Here is a 16,621-nt window from a genome sequence, read left to right as displayed (position 1 = left end):
AGGAAGAAGTATATGCTAGATGCAAAGGTCAGAGCTTTTCTGCAGCGAAAAGGCATAAAATTAAATAATAAAAAAATCGTGATCGGGGTGTCTGGAGGGCCGGATTCATTGGCTCTTCTTCATTATTTATGGAGTAAAAGACAGCCTGATCAACTTCAACTTGTTGCGGCACATGTTGATCATATGTTTAGAGGAGAGGAATCCTTTGCAGATGCCCAATTTGTCCGGGAATTTTGCGAAGAAAGGGAGATTCCTTTTGAAATGGAGCGTATCAATGTCCCTGAATATATTCAAGAATCAGGGAAAAGCTCACAAATTGCTGCAAGAGAATGCAGATACAATTTTTTTGATAAAATCATGGACAAGTACGGTGCAGATTATCTTGCCTTAGGACATCATGGGGATGACCAGGTTGAAACCATTCTCATGCGATTAACTAGAGGCAGTTCAGGAGATGCTAGAGCGGGAATGGCCTTTGTAAGACCGTTTGGTAATGGAGAAATCCTTCGTCCTTTTTTATGTTTAAGTAGACAGGATATTGAAAATTATTGTACAGACCATGGACTTAATCCACGAAGAGACCCAAGCAATGAAAAGGGGATTTACAGCCGTAATCGTTTTCGCAAGGAGATTATTCCCTTTCTGAAGAAGGAAAATGTTCATGTACATGAACATTTTCAGCGTTTTAGTGAAGAAATTCAAAGTGATGAAGCCTTTTTGCAGGAATTAACTGTCCAAAAAATGAATAAAGTAATGGAAAAGAAAGATTCTCAGGAAATAATAATAAATATTAAGGAATTTCAAACAATGCCAATACCTTTACAAAGAAGAGGTATTCAACTAATATTAAACTATCTATATAAAATAAAACCTTCATCTTTATCTGCATTACATATTGAAAAAGTTTTTTCATTAATGAACAGTCCACACCCATCTGGAATCCTTCATTTCCCAAACGGTTTGAATATTGTACGCTCTTACGAAAGATGCCATTTTTCATTCCCTCTTCCTTCTATACAAACTTATCGTTATGATATGATGGGACCTGGGAAATGGGAATTGCCAAACGGGGATAGTATTTCTTTTGAATATACGAATAGCTCTGAAGGCATCTGTCGATCTAACACCCTTCTTTTAAATCGTGATGACGTAACCTTACCACTTGTGATTCGAACAAGAGAGGAAGGGGATCGTATGACGATAAAGGGTATGAAGGGTACAAGGAAAGTTAAGGATATTTTTATAGATAAGAAAATTCCTTTATCAGAGAGAAAAACTTGGCCAATCATAACGGATTTCAATGGCCAAATTCTATGGGTGCCAGGGTTAAAAGAGTCTCATTATTCAATACAGCATCATGTTCAGTCAAGTTATATTCTTTTAACGTACAAAACGAAAAGGGACGAAAAAAGTTAGCTCTTCCCTTAATCTACCAAGCATTGATCTTCTAGGGGGCATTACAAAACATGAAAAACGATATTGAAAAGGTATTAATTACAGAAGAAGAAATTCAAGAAAAGATAAGAGCCCTTGCCGCAGAGCTTACGGAGGAGTATAAGGATCGTTTTCCTTTAGCCATTGGGGTATTAAAAGGGGCTATGCCATTTATGGCAGACTTGTTAAAGCGTGTAGATACATATCTTGAAATGGATTTCATGGATGTTTCCAGCTACGGAAATTCTACTGTTTCAACAGGGGAAGTCAAAATTGTTAAAGATCTTGATACTTCTGTTGAAGGTAGAGATATTTTAATCATTGAGGATATTATCGACAGCGGTTTGACGTTAAGCTATTTAGTCGATTTATTCCACTATCGTAAGGCAAAATCCATTAAAATTGTCACTTTACTTGATAAGCCTTCAGGCCGTAAAGCCGATCTGAAAGCGGATTATGTTGGGTTTATTGTTCCTGACGCGTTTGTAGTTGGGTACGGACTTGATTATGCAGAAAAATACCGAAACCTTCCATATATTGGAGTGCTTAAACCAGAGGTATATAGTAATAACAATTGACAAAAAATATTAAAATGGATCAGCTTATTAATAGACTTTACCTAATATGAATTACCCTGTAATGAAAAGTGTAAATTCTTGTATTGGCACGATTTTCTATGATACTATACATTATAGTTTGTTTACCGTGGGAGGAGGTAAGGGATGAATCGGATCTTCCGGAACACCATCTTTTATTTATTAATATTTTTAGTCATTGTTGGTGTTGTTAGTTTTTTTAACGGCAATAATGAAGCGACTCAACAAATTTCTTATGATGAATTTGTTGCTCATTTGGAAAAAGGAGATATTAAGTCCATTACAATGCAGCCAGAAAGAGGCGTGTTTGAAGTACGCGGACAGCTTGAAGGCTATGAAAAGAATCAGTATTTCGTGACTTATGTAGTGAATAGTGATAAGATTCTTGATCGCATTGATGATCTAGCTGTAGCTCAAAAATCAGAAGTAGATTTTCAGCCAGCGAAGGAAACAAGCGGTTGGGTTGCATTTTTTACTTCAATCATTCCATTCATCATCATTTTCATTTTATTCTTCTTCTTGCTGAACCAAGCACAGGGCGGTGGAAGCCGTGTGATGAACTTCGGTAAAAGTAAAGCAAAGCTTTACGATGAGAGTAAAAAGAAAGTCCGCTTTAAAGATGTTGCGGGTGCAGATGAAGAAAAGCAAGAGCTAGTTGAAGTTGTTGAATTTTTGAAGGATCCTAGAAAGTTCTCTGAATTGGGAGCAAGAATACCAAAGGGTGTTCTTCTAGTAGGACCTCCAGGAACAGGTAAAACATTGCTTGCCCGTGCAGTTGCAGGTGAAGCAGGCGTTCCATTCTTCTCTATTAGTGGTTCAGACTTTGTTGAAATGTTTGTCGGTGTAGGGGCTTCACGTGTTCGTGATTTATTCGAAACAGCTAAGAAGAATGCTCCATGTATTATTTTTATCGACGAAATTGATGCTGTTGGACGTCAGCGTGGCGCAGGATTAGGTGGCGGACATGATGAACGTGAACAGACACTGAACCAATTATTAGTTGAAATGGATGGATTCGGTGCAAATGAAGGAATTATTATCATTGCTGCTACAAACCGTCCAGACATTTTAGACCCAGCCTTATTACGTCCAGGACGTTTTGACAGACAAATTACAGTAGATCGTCCTGATGTAAAAGGAAGAGAAGCTGTTCTTAAAGTACATGCACGAAATAAACCTTTAGATGAAGGTGTTAATTTAAAAGCTATTGCACAGCGTACACCAGGCTTCTCAGGTGCTGACTTAGAAAACTTATTGAATGAGGCAGCTCTTGTGGCAGCTCGTCAAGATAAGAAAAAAGTTGATATGTTCGATATTGATGAGGCGACTGACCGTGTAATTGCCGGTCCTGCAAAGAAAAGCAAAGTCATTTCGAAAAAGGAAAGAAATATTGTTGCCTTCCACGAAGCAGGTCATACAGTTATTGGTGTCGTTCTTGAGGATGCAGAAATGGTTCATAAAGTAACGATTGTACCTCGTGGTCAGGCTGGCGGTTATGCAGTGATGCTTCCGAAAGAAGATCGTTTCTTCATGACAAAGCCAGAGCTTCTTGATAAAATTGTCGGATTGCTTGGCGGCCGTGTTGCAGAGGAAGTTGTTTTCGGTGAAGTAAGTACAGGAGCTCACAATGACTTCCAGCGTGCAACAGGAATTGCCCGTAGAATGGTTACTGAATTTGGGATGAGCGATAAGCTTGGTCCATTACAATTCGGCCAATCACAGGGAGGTCAAGTCTTCTTAGGAAGAGATTTTAACAATGATCAGAATTATTCTGATGCCATTGCTTATGAAATTGACCTTGAAATTCAACGCATTATTAAAGATAGCTATGAAAAGGCGAAAAAGGTTCTTACAGAAAATCGTGAGAAGCTTGATCTTATTGCTAATACACTTCTTGAGGTTGAAACCCTTGATGCAGAACAAATCAAACATTTGATGGATCATGGAACTTTACCTGAGCGTCCTGTAAAGGCAGACGAATCATCTTCTGATGAGGTTAAAGTAAATATTAACTTCTCTAAAGAAGACGAGGATACTTCTCTGGAAATACCAGAAGCAAGGGAAAATATAACACCGGCGGAAGAAGAAAACCCGCCTGCAATCGGTGAAGATCGAAAAGAAGAATAGATGAAAAAAGCGCTCGTGATGAGCGCTTTTTTTTCATGAATAAGTATAACTTTTTTGAGTTAGAGAAATGTCTAGTTAACAAAATCATTTCCAATTACACGATCACATTCAAGTTATGTTATGATGTTTTCAGTGAAAAAACCCTCGTTAATATATAAATAATAAAGTGGTGAGATAAATTGATATTTGTTTTTGATATTGGAAATACAAATATGGTATTAGGGGTATACGATGGGGATGAACTAAAATACCATTGGAGAATTGAAACAAATCGACATAAAACAGAAGATGAATACGGAATGGTGGTAAAGTCTCTTTTTGATCATGTAAAGTTAACTTTTTCTGACATTGAAGGAATTATTATTTCTTCTGTAGTACCGCCAATTATGACTGCACTTGAACGGATGTGCGATAAGTATTTTCAAATAAAACCTCTGATTGTTGGGCCAGGAATAAAAACGGGATTAAATATTAAGTATGAAAATCCGAGAGAAGTGGGAGCGGACCGGATTGTGAATGCGGTAGCGGCTATTCATGATTATGACAGCCCGCTTATTATTGTAGACTTTGGGACCGCAACGACTTACTGCTATATAAACGAGAAGAAACAGTATATGGGTGGTGCGATTGCTCCTGGAATTGGCATTTCCACGGAGGCACTTTATTCCCGAGCAGCTAAGCTGCCGAGAATTGAAATTGCTCGTCCAGATGGCATTATCGGAAAGAATACAGTGTCTGCTATGCAGGCTGGAATCTTATTTGGTTATGTAGGACAAGTTGAGGGAATCGTAAAAAGAATGAAGGAACAGGCAACTAAAAATCCTACTGTCATTGCCACTGGCGGTCTAGCAGGTTTAATTGCAAAGGAATCAACAATTATTGATATTGTTGATCCGTTTCTAACCTTGAAAGGACTGCAGCTTATTTATAAACGTAATATTGAGTCATCTAAGTAATGCAAAACAATGATGAATTAAGCATTTGAAAGGAAGTAAAAAAATGGGTGATTATTTAGTTAAAGCACTTGCCTATAATGGTCAAGTTCGTGCCTATGCAGTTCGTACGACAGAAACGATTGGAGAGGCGCAAGTGCTTCATCAAACATGGCCGACTGCATCTGCTGCATTAGGAAGAGCGATGTCAGCCGGTGTTATGATGGGTGCGATGTTAAAAGGTGAAGAGAAGCTAACGATAAAAATCGAGGGCGGCGGCCCAATTGGTGTTATCTTAGTAGATAGCAATTCAAAGGGTGAAGTGAGAGGATATGTAACGAATCCACAAACTCACTTTGATTTGAATGAACAGGGCAAGCTTGATGTCCGACGTGCGGTCGGTACAACGGGTTTGTTAAGTGTTGTGAAAGACGTTGGCATGAGGGAACACTTTACTGGCCAAGTTCCAATTGTTTCAGGGGAATTAGGGGAAGATTTTACGTATTATTTTGTTACTTCAGAGCAAACCCCTTCATCCGTTGGGGTAGGCGTACTTGTAAACCCTGATAACACGATTCTTGCTGCAGGAGGCTTTATTATACAATTAATGCCTGGGACAGAGGAAGAGACCATTACAGAGATTGAAAATAGGTTAAAGTCAATTCCTCCTGTATCCAAGCTAATTCAGCAAGGCTTAACCCCAGAAGAGTTGTTAGAAGAGGTTTTAGGAAAAGAAAATGTAAAAATCTTGGAAAAACAGCCTGTTGCCTTTGTATGTACATGCTCAAAAGAAAGGTTTGGAGCTGCTATTACAAGCTTAGGTGTTGAAGAAATACAGGATATTATCGATACAGAAGGCAAGGCTGAAGCGCAATGCCACTTCTGTAATGAGGTTTATCATTATTCGAAGGAAGAATTAGAGGAATTAAAACAAGAAGCGAAGTAATAGGTTTGGGGGAGAGTATCAATTGAAGAAGGAGAGGCTAAAGAGGGAGAAGCTTTTGTTAGTCATAGCCCTACTTATTTTGTTAAACTGCGTAACGATTGTTTTTTTTCTAGCTAAAGGGAATACAGGAAGTAATGAAACAGTGGCAACTGTCGGCAAGGAAAAGATCACCCGACAGGAATGGCTAAATGAGATGGAATCAAGATATGGCAAGGAAGTACTAATAGAATTAATTGACCAAAAAGTGGTTGAAGCAGCCGGGGAAAAATATAAGGTTAAAATATCGGATAAAGATGTTGAACGTGAATTAATGATGATCAAATCCATGTACGGCTCATCTGGAGGTTACCAAGCAGTCGATGAGGACAAATGGAGAGAGCAAATCAAAAATACCTTAATGTTGGAAGAGCTTCTGACTAAAGATGTGAAAATATCAGAAAAAGAAATAAAGGATTACTACGAACAAAATAAAAAGCAATATATTTTGCCTGATTCCTATCATATATCTCAGATTATCGTCAAAACAAAGGAAGAAGCAGAGCAAACCATAAAGGAATTAGAGAATGGTTCCAGTTTTTCCGTATTGGCAATGGAACGCTCGATTGATGAATTCACAGCTAATTTGGGCGGAGATGCTGGATATGTGAATGAAAATAGTGGGCGCTATACGAAGAATTTTATTAACCAAATAAAAAGCATAAAACCGGGTAAATGGAGTAAACCGATCAAAATGGAAGATCATTATGCGATCGTTATGATGCATGAGCATGTTAAAGGTAAAGAATACTCCTATAAAGAAGTAAAAGACCAAATTCGCAGACAAATGGCATTAGAACAAATGGATACCCCTGTTTCAGCAAGACCACTCTGGAATGACCTGGATATAGAATGGTTTTACGGAGATAAGGAAGCGCGGTAGAAAAGCAGAAGCGCCTTTGGACTAGACATTATTTATAAATTCATGATTTGCTATTTAACACGGACAAGTTCCGTGTTTTTTGCATTTCATCAGAGTAAGATGGATAGGATAGTATGGGTTAAAGAAGATAGGCAAAAGGGTGAATTTTTGTAAAAATAAAACATTTCTAAATGAAATCATTTGACATTTTTGATTATTCGTATTAAATTTTAATTAAACCAATATAAATACTCGGAAATAAGGAGTGGAGAATATGCCTCGTATAGCAAATTCTATTGCAGAGTTAGTTGGACAGACGCCGATTGTTAAGCTTAATCGAATTGTGGATGAAAGTAGTGCTGATGTGTATGTAAAATTAGAATATATGAATCCTGGAAGCAGTGTAAAAGATCGAATTGCCCTTGCGATGATTGAAGTAGCAGAGGAAAGTGGAGCCTTAGTACAGGGATCAACGATTATTGAACCGACAAGCGGTAATACTGGAATTGGCCTTGCAATGATTGCAGCTTCCAAAGGCTATAAAGCCGTTTTAGTGATGCCGGAAACAATGAGTATGGAAAGACGAAATCTTCTTCGTGCATATGGAGCAGAGCTAGTATTAACACCTGGAACAGAAGGGATGAACGGTGCCATTCGTAAAGCAGAAGAGCTGGCCAAAGAGCACGGTTACTTCATGCCGCAGCAATTTGAAAATCCATCAAATCCAGACATTCATCGCCGAACAACGGGTGAAGAGATTGCCCTGCAAATGGGCGATCAGCTTGATGCATTTATTTCAGGTGTCGGAACTGGCGGGACCATCACAGGTGCTGGTTCTCTTCTTCGTGAAAAATATGAGAGTGTAAAAATCTATGCGGTTGAACCAAGCGATTCTCCAGTTCTTTCAGGCGGAAAGCCAGGACCTCATAAAATCCAAGGGATTGGTGCAGGTTTTGTGCCAAAAGTTCTCAATGAAGAAATTTATGATGAGATCATAAAGGTAACGAATGATGAGGCGTTTGAATATGCCCGTCTTGCAGCAAGAGAAGAAGGAATCCTTGGCGGAATATCTTCGGGTGCGGCCATCTTCGCAGCCTTGAAGGTAGCGAAGGAGCTTGGGAAAGGAAAGAAGGTTCTTGCCATCATTCCTAGTAATGGAGAGCGTTATCTAAGCACACCTTTATATCAATTCGAAACAGAATAATGAAGCAAAAGCAATGGCTGAAATTAGCTGTTGCTTTTTTCATGCTTCATGTATGATAAAAAAAGAGAAATGAAGAGGGGTGACATTCCTTTGAATAAATTTTACATATATGCAAAAAAGTACCCGATTTCGATAAACCAATTTTTTAAGCAATACCGTCATTTAACAGTGGACAAACAGCATCATGTCTTATTAGAAAGCGGGAGAGGCGGGCGTTATAGTATTGCCGCTTTAGACCCAGAAACTGTTCTAATCGGTAAAAATTCAAAGCTCGAAATTATTGAGCCTGAAGGAAGGCAGATTCTTGAAGGAAATCCCCTTCATTTATTGAAGGAATGGCTGCGGCAATATCAAGTGGAGAAAGTGGACGGACTACCAGATTTTCAGGGCGGTGCTATTGGCTTGATTAGCTATGATTATGGCAGCTATATTGAACGCTTGCCTTCTGTCGCCATGGATGATCTGCTCATTCCTGATATTCATTTTTTAACTTTTAAGGAATGGTTTGTATTTGATCATAAGGATGAGGCTTTATGGATCATGGTTTTATATGGAGAAAATGAAGATGAGCAGTCTTTAGAAATGAGAGCAGAGGAATGGATAAGTCGTTGGACGGCGGAATATTCAAATTTGCCGATTAAAAAAGCTCTGCATAAAAATGATCAGCTTGAGGTTTCAATGAATGAAGAGGAGTTTATTCAAGCTGTTGAAAAGGTTCAGCATTATATTTCACAGGGTGATGTGTTTCAAGTTAATCTGTCTGTTCGCCAAAGTCAGCCGATCGGCGTGGATGCTATTGATGTATATGAACAGCTTCGAAGATTGAACCCATCTCCATATATGGGCTATTTTCATACTCCAGAATATCAGCTTGTAAGCGGATCACCTGAACTTTTGATTAAGAAAAAGGGTGAGGAGGTTAGCACTCGTCCAATAGCAGGAACGCGGTCGCGCGGAAGGAATGAGAATGAGGACTTCGAGCTTGCAAACGAATTAATTGAAAATGAGAAAGAACGAGCAGAGCATGTGATGCTTGTCGATTTAGAAAGAAATGATCTGGGGCGAGTATGTAAATTTGGCTCTGTCGAAGTGAATGAATTCATGGTGATTGAAAAATATTCTCATGTTATGCATATCGTATCGAATGTACGTGGAGAATTAGCGAATGGGAAGGATGGTTTTGATTTAATTGATGCCGTATTCCCAGGAGGGACGATTACAGGAGCACCAAAGGTTCGAACGATGGAAATCATTGAAGATCTTGAACCAGTTACAAGAGGTCCTTATACCGGCTCGTTAGGCTGGATCAATTACAGTGGTGATTTAGAGCTTAATATTATAATTCGGACAATGATTGTAAAAGAAGGAAAAGCTCATGTACAAGCAGGTGCAGGGGTTGTCATTGATTCAAATCCCAAAAACGAGTATAAGGAATCATTAAAGAAGGCGATTGCCCTATGGAAGGCAAAAGAGATGGCTGAACATGAAGAAGGTAACGAGACATGATTTTTATGATTGATAACTATGATTCATTTACCTATAATCTCGTGCAATACCTTGGAGAGATTGGCGAGGAATTAATCGTGAAAAGAAATGATGAAGCAACGATTGAAGAGATTCGTCATAAGCAGCCGAATTTTTTAATGGTTTCGCCCGGTCCTTGTACTCCAAAGGAGGCAGGAATTAGTCTTGAAGCGATAGAGACCTTTGCTGGTCAAATTCCTATTTTCGGTGTTTGTCTAGGACATCAATCCATTGCGCAAGTGTTTGGCGGGGATGTCGTCCAAGCGGAGAGGCTCGTGCACGGAAAAACATCCGACATATATCATGATGGAAAAACGATTTTTCAGGGCATGCCTAACCCATTTCCAGCAACGAGATATCATTCCTTAATTGTCAAAAAGGAAACTCTCCCATCTTGCTTAGAGGTGTCTGCCTGGACGGCTGAGGGAGAAATAATGGCCATTCGGCATAAAGATCTGCCGATTGAGGGAGTGCAATTTCATCCAGAATCGATTATGACGAAAGCAGGCAAGGAATTGCTAAGAAACTTTCTTCACTTTTATCTCAGCTAGGAGGGAGAAACGTGTTTTTATATATGAATGGCGAACTCGTTCGGAAGGAAGAGGCGTCTATTTCTCCATTTGATCATGGCTTCCTATACGGAATGGGCTTGTTTGAAACATTCAGAACCTACAATGGTCATCCGTTCTTATTAGATGACCATTTAGAGCGACTGAATAATAGCTTAGAGGTTTTAAATATAAAGGCTCTGTATTCGAGGGAAGACATACTTGCTGCCATCCGTCTTTTATTGAAAGAGAATCATTTAACAGACGCCTATATTCGGTTGAATGTATCAGCTGGTATGGATGAAATCGGATTGAAAACAGAACCTTATACACAACCGAACTTGATTATGTTTGCAAAGCCTCTTCCGCAAAGAAATCCCTTTTTGGAAAAAGAAGCGATTGTTCTAAAGCTAAAGCGCAATACACCAGAGGGGCTAGAGAGGTTAAAATCTCACCATTACTTAAATAATATTCTAGCGAAGAGAGAAGTAGGAAATTCACATGATTGTGAAGGGATCTTTCTTACAGATGAAGGCTTTTTAGCAGAAGGGGTTGTATCCAATCTCTTTTGGATTAAGGACAATATCCTGTTTACTCCTGCGGTTGAAACAGGAATCTTAAATGGTATTACAAGACAATTTATTTTAAAGTTTGCTGGCAAAAATGGAATGATGATTCAAGAGGGACTTTTCACGCTCGATCAAGCCATGAAGGCAGATGAGATTTTTGTCACGAACTCGATTCAAGAGATTGTCCCAATTTCTTTGTTTGATGGAAAAAAGATGCCTGGTATTATGGGAAAAAAAACAATAGAGCTACAACAACAATATGATCAATTTTCAAAGGTTTTATGGAGCAGAAAAGAGTTGTAAAGGAGTTATGCTGTGATGAATGTGATCAAATGTGGGCCTTATTCATTGGATTATGAAAGAAAAACATTGATTATGGGGATTTTAAATGCAACCCCTGATTCTTTTTCAGATGGTGGAAGGTTTAATCATATTGATAGAGCCGTTGAGCGTGCGCTGCAAATGGTTCAAGATGGTGCTGATATTATTGATATTGGCGGGGAATCTACCCGACCTGGCTTCGATGCTGTTTCATTAGAGGAGGAATTAGAAAGGGTGATCCCTGTCATAGAGGCCATCTCTAAAGAAGTAGATGCTCCTATATCTATAGATACGTATAAAGCGGAAGTAGCTAGACAGGCAATTAAGGCGGGTGCTCATATTATTAACGACATTTGGGGCGCGAAAGCTGATCCAGATATGGCATTAGTTGCTGCAGAGCTACAGGTTCCTATTATTTTAATGCATAATCGAAAGAACCAGGATTATTCTGTTTTCTATCGAGATGCCGTAAACGATTTATATGAGAGTATCACGCTAGTGAAAAACGCTGGCGTTAAAGATGAAAATATTATTCTAGATCCAGGCATTGGTTTTGCTAAGGATTTAGATTTGAATCTTGAAATGATGAGACATTTGGACAAGCTTGTTTCGATTGGTTATCCTGTTTTATTAGGGACATCTCGGAAATCAATGATCGGAAGTGTTCTTGATTTGCCTGTCAATGAGCGGATGGAAGGGACAGGTGCGACAAATTGCTATGGAATCCAAAAAGGGTGTCAAATCATTCGGATTCATGATGTGAAAGAAATGAAGCGGATGGCTACAATGATGGATGCACTTATTGGGAAAGGGATATAACATTTATGGATCGAATTATTATAAATAAAATGGCGTTTTATGGCTATCACGGTGTTTTTCCAGAGGAAACCCGGCTTGGGCAACGATTTTTCGTAGATTTGACTGTGGAGACAGATTTGAAAAAGGCTGGAGGGTCAGATCATCTCGAGGATTCAATTAATTATGGTGAGCTCTATCAAGTTTGTAAAGATGTTGTTGAAGGAAAACCTTTTAAACTCATAGAAGCTGTAGCTGAAAAGATTGCCGGGGAAATGTTAGACCGGTATCGTGCTATTTCCCAAGTGACAGTGAGGATGATTAAGCCTGACCCCCCAATTCCTGGCCATTATGATTCAGTAGCCGTTGAAATTACAAGGGGAAGGTAAAATATGAAAAGTGAAGCTTATATTGCTTTAGGTTCTAATATTGGGAACAGGTTTGAAAATTTTAAGGAAGCCATTACAAGCATTGTGGCTGCTCCAAAAATAAAAGTGGTAAAAACTTCTTCTATTTATGAAACAGACCCGGTAGGATATGAGGAGCAGGATCAATTTTTAAACATGGTGATTCAAGTGAAAACAGACTTAACATCGACTGAATTACTTGATGTTTGCTTAGAAATTGAAAAAAAACTTGGGAGAAAAAGGGGTATTCGATGGGGACCTAGGACAATAGACCTTGACATTTTGTTATATAATCAAGAAAATATTAATTCAGAGAAGTTAATAGTTCCTCATCCTCGGATGCATGAAAGGGCTTTTGTCATCATTCCTCTATTAGAGATTCAGTCTGGCATCAAAATTCCGACGATGGAAACTCCTCTTCAAGCAGTTTTAGAGGATATACCAGATAGAGAGGGAGTACGAATATGGAAGCAGAAAAATGGGGAAGACGTATTCGCGCTTTTCGAAAATTAAAAGGCTATACACAGGAAAGCTTTGCAAGGCAGCTAGGTGTATCTGTTTCGATCCTTGGAGAAATTGAAAGGGGAAATCGGATGCCGGCTCTTGATTTTTTAGAACGAATTGCCCGCTTGCTAAATATTACTATTGAAGATCTGACTCCACCGGAGGAAAATTAATAATAGATTTGTTTTTTGTCTAATACACCAGAAAGTTAAAAAGGAGGTTCCGCATGTTCAAAATTGGTGACATTGAATTAAAAAACCGTGTTGTTCTCGCTCCAATGGCAGGAGTATGTAACTCAGCGTTTCGTCTCACTGTCAAAGAGTTTGGCGCTGGACTTGTTTGTGCAGAAATGGTCAGCGATAAAGGGATTGTGTTCAAAAATGAGAAAACGATGAATATGCTTTATATAGATGAAAGAGAAAAACCGCTAAGCTTGCAAATTTTTGGCGGCGAAAAAGAGACGTTAGTAGAAGCTGCTCAATTTGTTGATAAAAACTCAAATGCAGATATTATCGATATTAATATGGGCTGCCCTGTACCAAAAATCACGAAATGTGATGCGGGAGCTAAATGGCTGCTTGATCCTAATAAAATCTATGAAATGGTTTCTGCAGTAACGGCTGCTGTTGACAAGCCTGTAACAGTTAAAATGCGTATGGGCTGGGATGAGGACCATATCTATGCTGTCCGAAATGCTCAAGCAGTTGAGAGTGCAGGTGGAAAAGCTGTTTCTTTACATGGACGTACCCGCGTACAAATGTATGAGGGAAAAGCAAATTGGGATATCATCCGTGAAGTAAAGCAAAATATTAACATTCCTTTAATAGGGAATGGTGATGTCGTGACGCCTCAAGATGCGAAGCGTATGCTTGAAGAAACTGGCTGTGACGGTGTTATGATCGGCCGGGCTGCACTAGGGAATCCGTGGATGATTTACCGTACAGTGAAGTATCTTGAAACAGGTGAATTAATGGATGAACCAAGCGTTCGCGAAAAAATTGATGTATGTATCCTTCATCTTGACCGATTAATTGCGTTGAAAAATGAAGATATCGCAGTTCGTGAAATGCGAAAGCATGCAGCGTGGTACTTAAAGGGTATTCGCGGAAATGCAAAGGTTCGTAATGCTATTAACGAATGCAGCACAAGAGAAGATCTTGTTACTTTATTAACTGCACTTGTTATAGAGGCCGAAGAGAAAGAACGAAGCCAAACACAAGTTGGATAAAGTGATCCTTCGGAGATTCGGACACACAGGATGTGCTATTTCAGATTATGATAGTAGATAAACTTTTGTAATATCTTCCATCTTACGCGGGTTGTTAATCTGCGATAAAGTTTGACATGGCCTTATTCTTTATCTATAATACTTTTCATATAAGAGAACTGCCAGTGGACATGCTGGCAGTTTTTATTAGCTAATAGGGAAATTTTAGTTTATTATCTTACTAAAGTATAAATGAATTTTTGATTAAGTATCTAGAATAATCATCGCATAATAAAGACTAAGGCATTCGCCGGAAGGACTTGGCGAATGCCAAGTCTTTCTAATATTTATAAACATTAATGATGTCTATGCAGTCCACTTTGTGTAAAATAAGTATGGGAATCTTTAATATCGCAGTTTTACACTTTACATAAAAAGATCTACAAATTGGAGATGATACAAGTGAGTCAGAGCCATGAAGAATTAAATGACCAAATTATTGTCAGAAGGGAAAAAATGAATAGCCTGCGTGAAAAAGGGCTAGATCCGTTTGGAAAACGTTTTGAACGTTCCCATCAGTCAAAAGAGTTAATTGAACAATACGGAGAGTTAGAAAAAGAAGACTTAGAACAGAAAAGTGTTTCAGTAACAGTTGCTGGCCGTATTATGACTAAGCGCGGAAAAGGAAAAGCTGGATTTGCTCATATTCAAGATTTAACAGGACAAATTCAACTATATGTTCGTAAAGATGCTGTAGGCGATGAAAAGTATGAGATTTTCGACAGTGTGGATCTTGGCGATTTAGTTGGCGTGTCTGGTACACTTTTCAAAACACAAGTAGGAGAACTTTCTATTAAAGTTCAGGGATTCGAACTATTAACAAAGTCACTACGTCCGCTTCCTGATAAGTTTCATGGGCTTAAGGATGTTGAACAGAGGTACCGTCAGCGTTATTTAGATTTAATTATGAGCGAAGAAAGTAAAAATACTTTTGTAACTCGCAGCCGTATTATTCAATCTATGCGCCGTTATCTAGATAGCCTAGGATATCTAGAGGTAGAAACACCAATGATGCATTCAATTGCTGGAGGTGCATCTGCACGCCCGTTTATCACGCACCACAATGCCCTTGATATGGAACTTTATATGCGTATTGCTATTGAGTTACATTTAAAACGATTAATTGTTGGCGGATTAGAAAAGGTTTATGAAATTGGCCGTGTATTCCGCAATGAAGGGGTTTCTACTCGTCACAATCCTGAATTCACAATGATTGAATTATATGAAGCGTATGCTGATTATCGTGATATCATGAGCTTAACTGAAAACTTAATTGCACATATCGCTCAAGAGGTTCATGGAACAACGAAGATCCAATATGGTGAACATGAAGTAGATCTAACACCTGAATGGAAAAGACTTCATATGGTAGATGCGATTAAGGAATATACAGGTGTAGACTTCTGGAAAGAGATGACGACTGAGGAAGCTAGAAGTTTAGCAAAAGAACATGGTGTTGAAATTACTGAGCACATGCTCTATGGACATATTGTTAATGAATTCTTTGAGCAAAAGGTCGAAGAGAAATTGATTCAGCCGACATTTATTTTTGGGCATCCAGTTGAAATCTCTCCTCTTGCGAAGAAAAATGACGAAGACCCACGTTTTACAGATCGTTTTGAACTGTTTATTGTTGCTCGTGAGCATGCTAATGCATTTACAGAATTAAATGATCCTATTGATCAAAGAGAGCGCTTTGAGGCACAGCTAAAAGAACGTGAACAAGGTAATGATGAGGCACATATGATGGATGATGACTTTATTGAAGCGTTAGAGTATGGTATGCCTCCAACTGGAGGACTTGGAATCGGAATAGATCGATTAGTTATGTTATTAACGAATTCTCCTTCTATTAGGGATGTGCTATTATTCCCATTAATGCGCCATCGTTAAATTTTCTTAAAAAGGCAGGGTACTATTGTGCCCTGCCTTTTTAAATGCGTGTATGATGAAATAGTGTCAATGTATTGAAGCAGTTCTTCTATATAAAAGCAATAAATCTTGTAAACTTCCGTCGTTAAAATAGATTCTATTTTCTGGTTGTTCAGAGTGAAATAATTCGAATATTTTTTCTTTGATTTTTATCTAAAAAATATATTGCATACAAGTATTAATGGTGATATATTAATATCTGTTGTCGCAAAGATAGCAGCTTCGAAATAAAAAAGCTTAAAAAAGTTGTTGACTCAACTTATTGAATCTGGTATTATTAAAAAGTCGTCTTAAACGACAAAAACATTTGAAGTTGTTCTTTGAAAACTGAACGAACAAAAACGTCAACGTTAATTCTAAGTCTTTTTATAAGACATTTTTAAGAGCTAAATCTTACTCTTTATTGGAGAGTTTGATCCTGGCTCAGGACGAACGCTGGCGGCGTGCCTAATACATGCAAGTCGAGCGGACTTGTGAGAGCTTGCTCTCACAAGTTAGCGGCGGACGGGTGAGTAACACGTGGGCAACCTGCCTGTAAGACTGGGATAACTTCGGGAAACCGGAGCTAATACCGGATAATTCTTTTCTACACATGTAGGAAAGCTGAAAGATGGCTT

Annotated in this window: 16 protein-coding genes and 1 rRNA gene; all 17 read left to right on the top strand. The window is 38.6% G+C overall.

Annotated elements, in window-relative coordinates:
* Positions 1 to 12: 12 nt before the first annotated feature.
* The gene (tilS, locus tag KHA94_RS25320) at positions 13 to 1,416 is read left to right on the top strand and encodes a tRNA lysidine(34) synthetase TilS (protein WP_213104868.1); all 1,404 of its coding nucleotides are present in this window, start codon (positions 13 to 15) and stop codon (positions 1,414 to 1,416) included.
* Positions 1,417 to 1,466: 50 nt separating this feature from the next.
* Positions 1,467 to 2,012 (top strand): hypoxanthine phosphoribosyltransferase, encoded by a 546-nt coding sequence (gene hpt, locus KHA94_RS25315; protein ID WP_213104836.1) that lies wholly within the window; start codon positions 1,467 to 1,469, stop codon positions 2,010 to 2,012.
* A 144-nt stretch (positions 2,013 to 2,156) separates the two neighbouring features.
* On the top strand, positions 2,157 to 4,157 hold the full coding sequence (gene ftsH / locus KHA94_RS25310) for an ATP-dependent zinc metalloprotease FtsH (RefSeq protein ID WP_213104835.1): 2,001 nt from the start codon (positions 2,157 to 2,159) through the stop codon (positions 4,155 to 4,157).
* 179 nt (positions 4,158 to 4,336) lie between these two features.
* Positions 4,337 to 5,113, top strand: a complete 777-nt coding sequence (locus tag KHA94_RS25305) for a type III pantothenate kinase (RefSeq protein WP_213104834.1) — start codon at positions 4,337 to 4,339, stop codon at positions 5,111 to 5,113.
* A gap of 43 nt (positions 5,114 to 5,156) precedes the next feature.
* Positions 5,157 to 6,035 (top strand): Hsp33 family molecular chaperone HslO, encoded by an 879-nt coding sequence (gene hslO / locus KHA94_RS25300; protein WP_213104833.1) that lies wholly within the window; start codon positions 5,157 to 5,159, stop codon positions 6,033 to 6,035.
* A gap of 22 nt (positions 6,036 to 6,057) precedes the next feature.
* On the top strand, positions 6,058 to 6,954 hold the full coding sequence (locus KHA94_RS25295) for a peptidyl-prolyl cis-trans isomerase (RefSeq protein ID WP_213104832.1): 897 nt from the start codon (positions 6,058 to 6,060) through the stop codon (positions 6,952 to 6,954).
* Positions 6,955 to 7,207: 253 nt separating this feature from the next.
* Entirely contained in the window at positions 7,208 to 8,137 is a 930-nt protein-coding gene (cysK, locus tag KHA94_RS25290; RefSeq protein WP_213104831.1) for a cysteine synthase A, read from the top strand.
* A 48-nt stretch (positions 8,138 to 8,185) separates the two neighbouring features.
* Complete coding sequence (locus KHA94_RS25285; RefSeq protein ID WP_420828196.1) at positions 8,186 to 9,643, top strand: anthranilate synthase component I family protein; 1,458 nt, start codon at positions 8,186 to 8,188, stop codon at positions 9,641 to 9,643.
* Complete coding sequence (gene pabA, locus KHA94_RS25280) at positions 9,640 to 10,212, top strand: aminodeoxychorismate/anthranilate synthase component II (protein ID WP_213104829.1); 573 nt, start codon at positions 9,640 to 9,642, stop codon at positions 10,210 to 10,212. The genes KHA94_RS25285 and pabA overlap by 4 nt, the downstream gene beginning before the upstream one ends.
* A gap of 11 nt (positions 10,213 to 10,223) precedes the next feature.
* The gene (pabC, locus tag KHA94_RS25275) at positions 10,224 to 11,081 is read left to right on the top strand and encodes an aminodeoxychorismate lyase (RefSeq protein WP_213104828.1); all 858 of its coding nucleotides are present in this window, start codon (positions 10,224 to 10,226) and stop codon (positions 11,079 to 11,081) included.
* 15 nt (positions 11,082 to 11,096) lie between these two features.
* On the top strand, positions 11,097 to 11,918 hold the full coding sequence (gene folP, locus KHA94_RS25270) for a dihydropteroate synthase (protein WP_213104827.1): 822 nt from the start codon (positions 11,097 to 11,099) through the stop codon (positions 11,916 to 11,918).
* Positions 11,919 to 11,923: 5 nt separating this feature from the next.
* On the top strand, positions 11,924 to 12,283 hold the full coding sequence (gene folB / locus KHA94_RS25265; RefSeq protein WP_213104826.1) for a dihydroneopterin aldolase: 360 nt from the start codon (positions 11,924 to 11,926) through the stop codon (positions 12,281 to 12,283).
* Positions 12,284 to 12,286: 3 nt separating this feature from the next.
* A complete protein-coding gene (gene folK, locus KHA94_RS25260; RefSeq protein ID WP_213104825.1) occupies positions 12,287 to 12,814 on the top strand; it encodes a 2-amino-4-hydroxy-6-hydroxymethyldihydropteridine diphosphokinase in 528 nt (175 codons plus the stop codon).
* Positions 12,766 to 12,978: a helix-turn-helix domain-containing protein gene (locus KHA94_RS25255; RefSeq protein ID WP_213104824.1), complete on the top strand. Its 213-nt coding sequence runs from the start codon at positions 12,766 to 12,768 to the stop codon at positions 12,976 to 12,978. The genes folK and KHA94_RS25255 overlap by 49 nt, the downstream gene beginning before the upstream one ends.
* 53 nt (positions 12,979 to 13,031) lie before the next feature.
* Positions 13,032 to 14,033, top strand: a complete 1,002-nt coding sequence (gene dusB / locus KHA94_RS25250) for a tRNA dihydrouridine synthase DusB (protein ID WP_213104823.1) — start codon at positions 13,032 to 13,034, stop codon at positions 14,031 to 14,033.
* 441 nt (positions 14,034 to 14,474) lie between these two features.
* Entirely contained in the window at positions 14,475 to 15,965 is a 1,491-nt protein-coding gene (lysS, locus tag KHA94_RS25245; protein ID WP_338030879.1) for a lysine--tRNA ligase, read from the top strand.
* Between the two features lie 439 nt (positions 15,966 to 16,404).
* Positions 16,405 to 16,621 (top strand): 16S ribosomal RNA (locus KHA94_RS25240); the annotation flags it as partial.

This window comes from Cytobacillus citreus (assembly GCF_018343665.1).
Classification (GTDB): domain Bacteria; phylum Bacillota; class Bacilli; order Bacillales; family Cytobacillaceae; genus Cytobacillus; species Cytobacillus citreus.
Note: the sequence above shows the minus strand (reverse complement) of the source record. Positions and strands in the feature narration are given on the sequence as shown.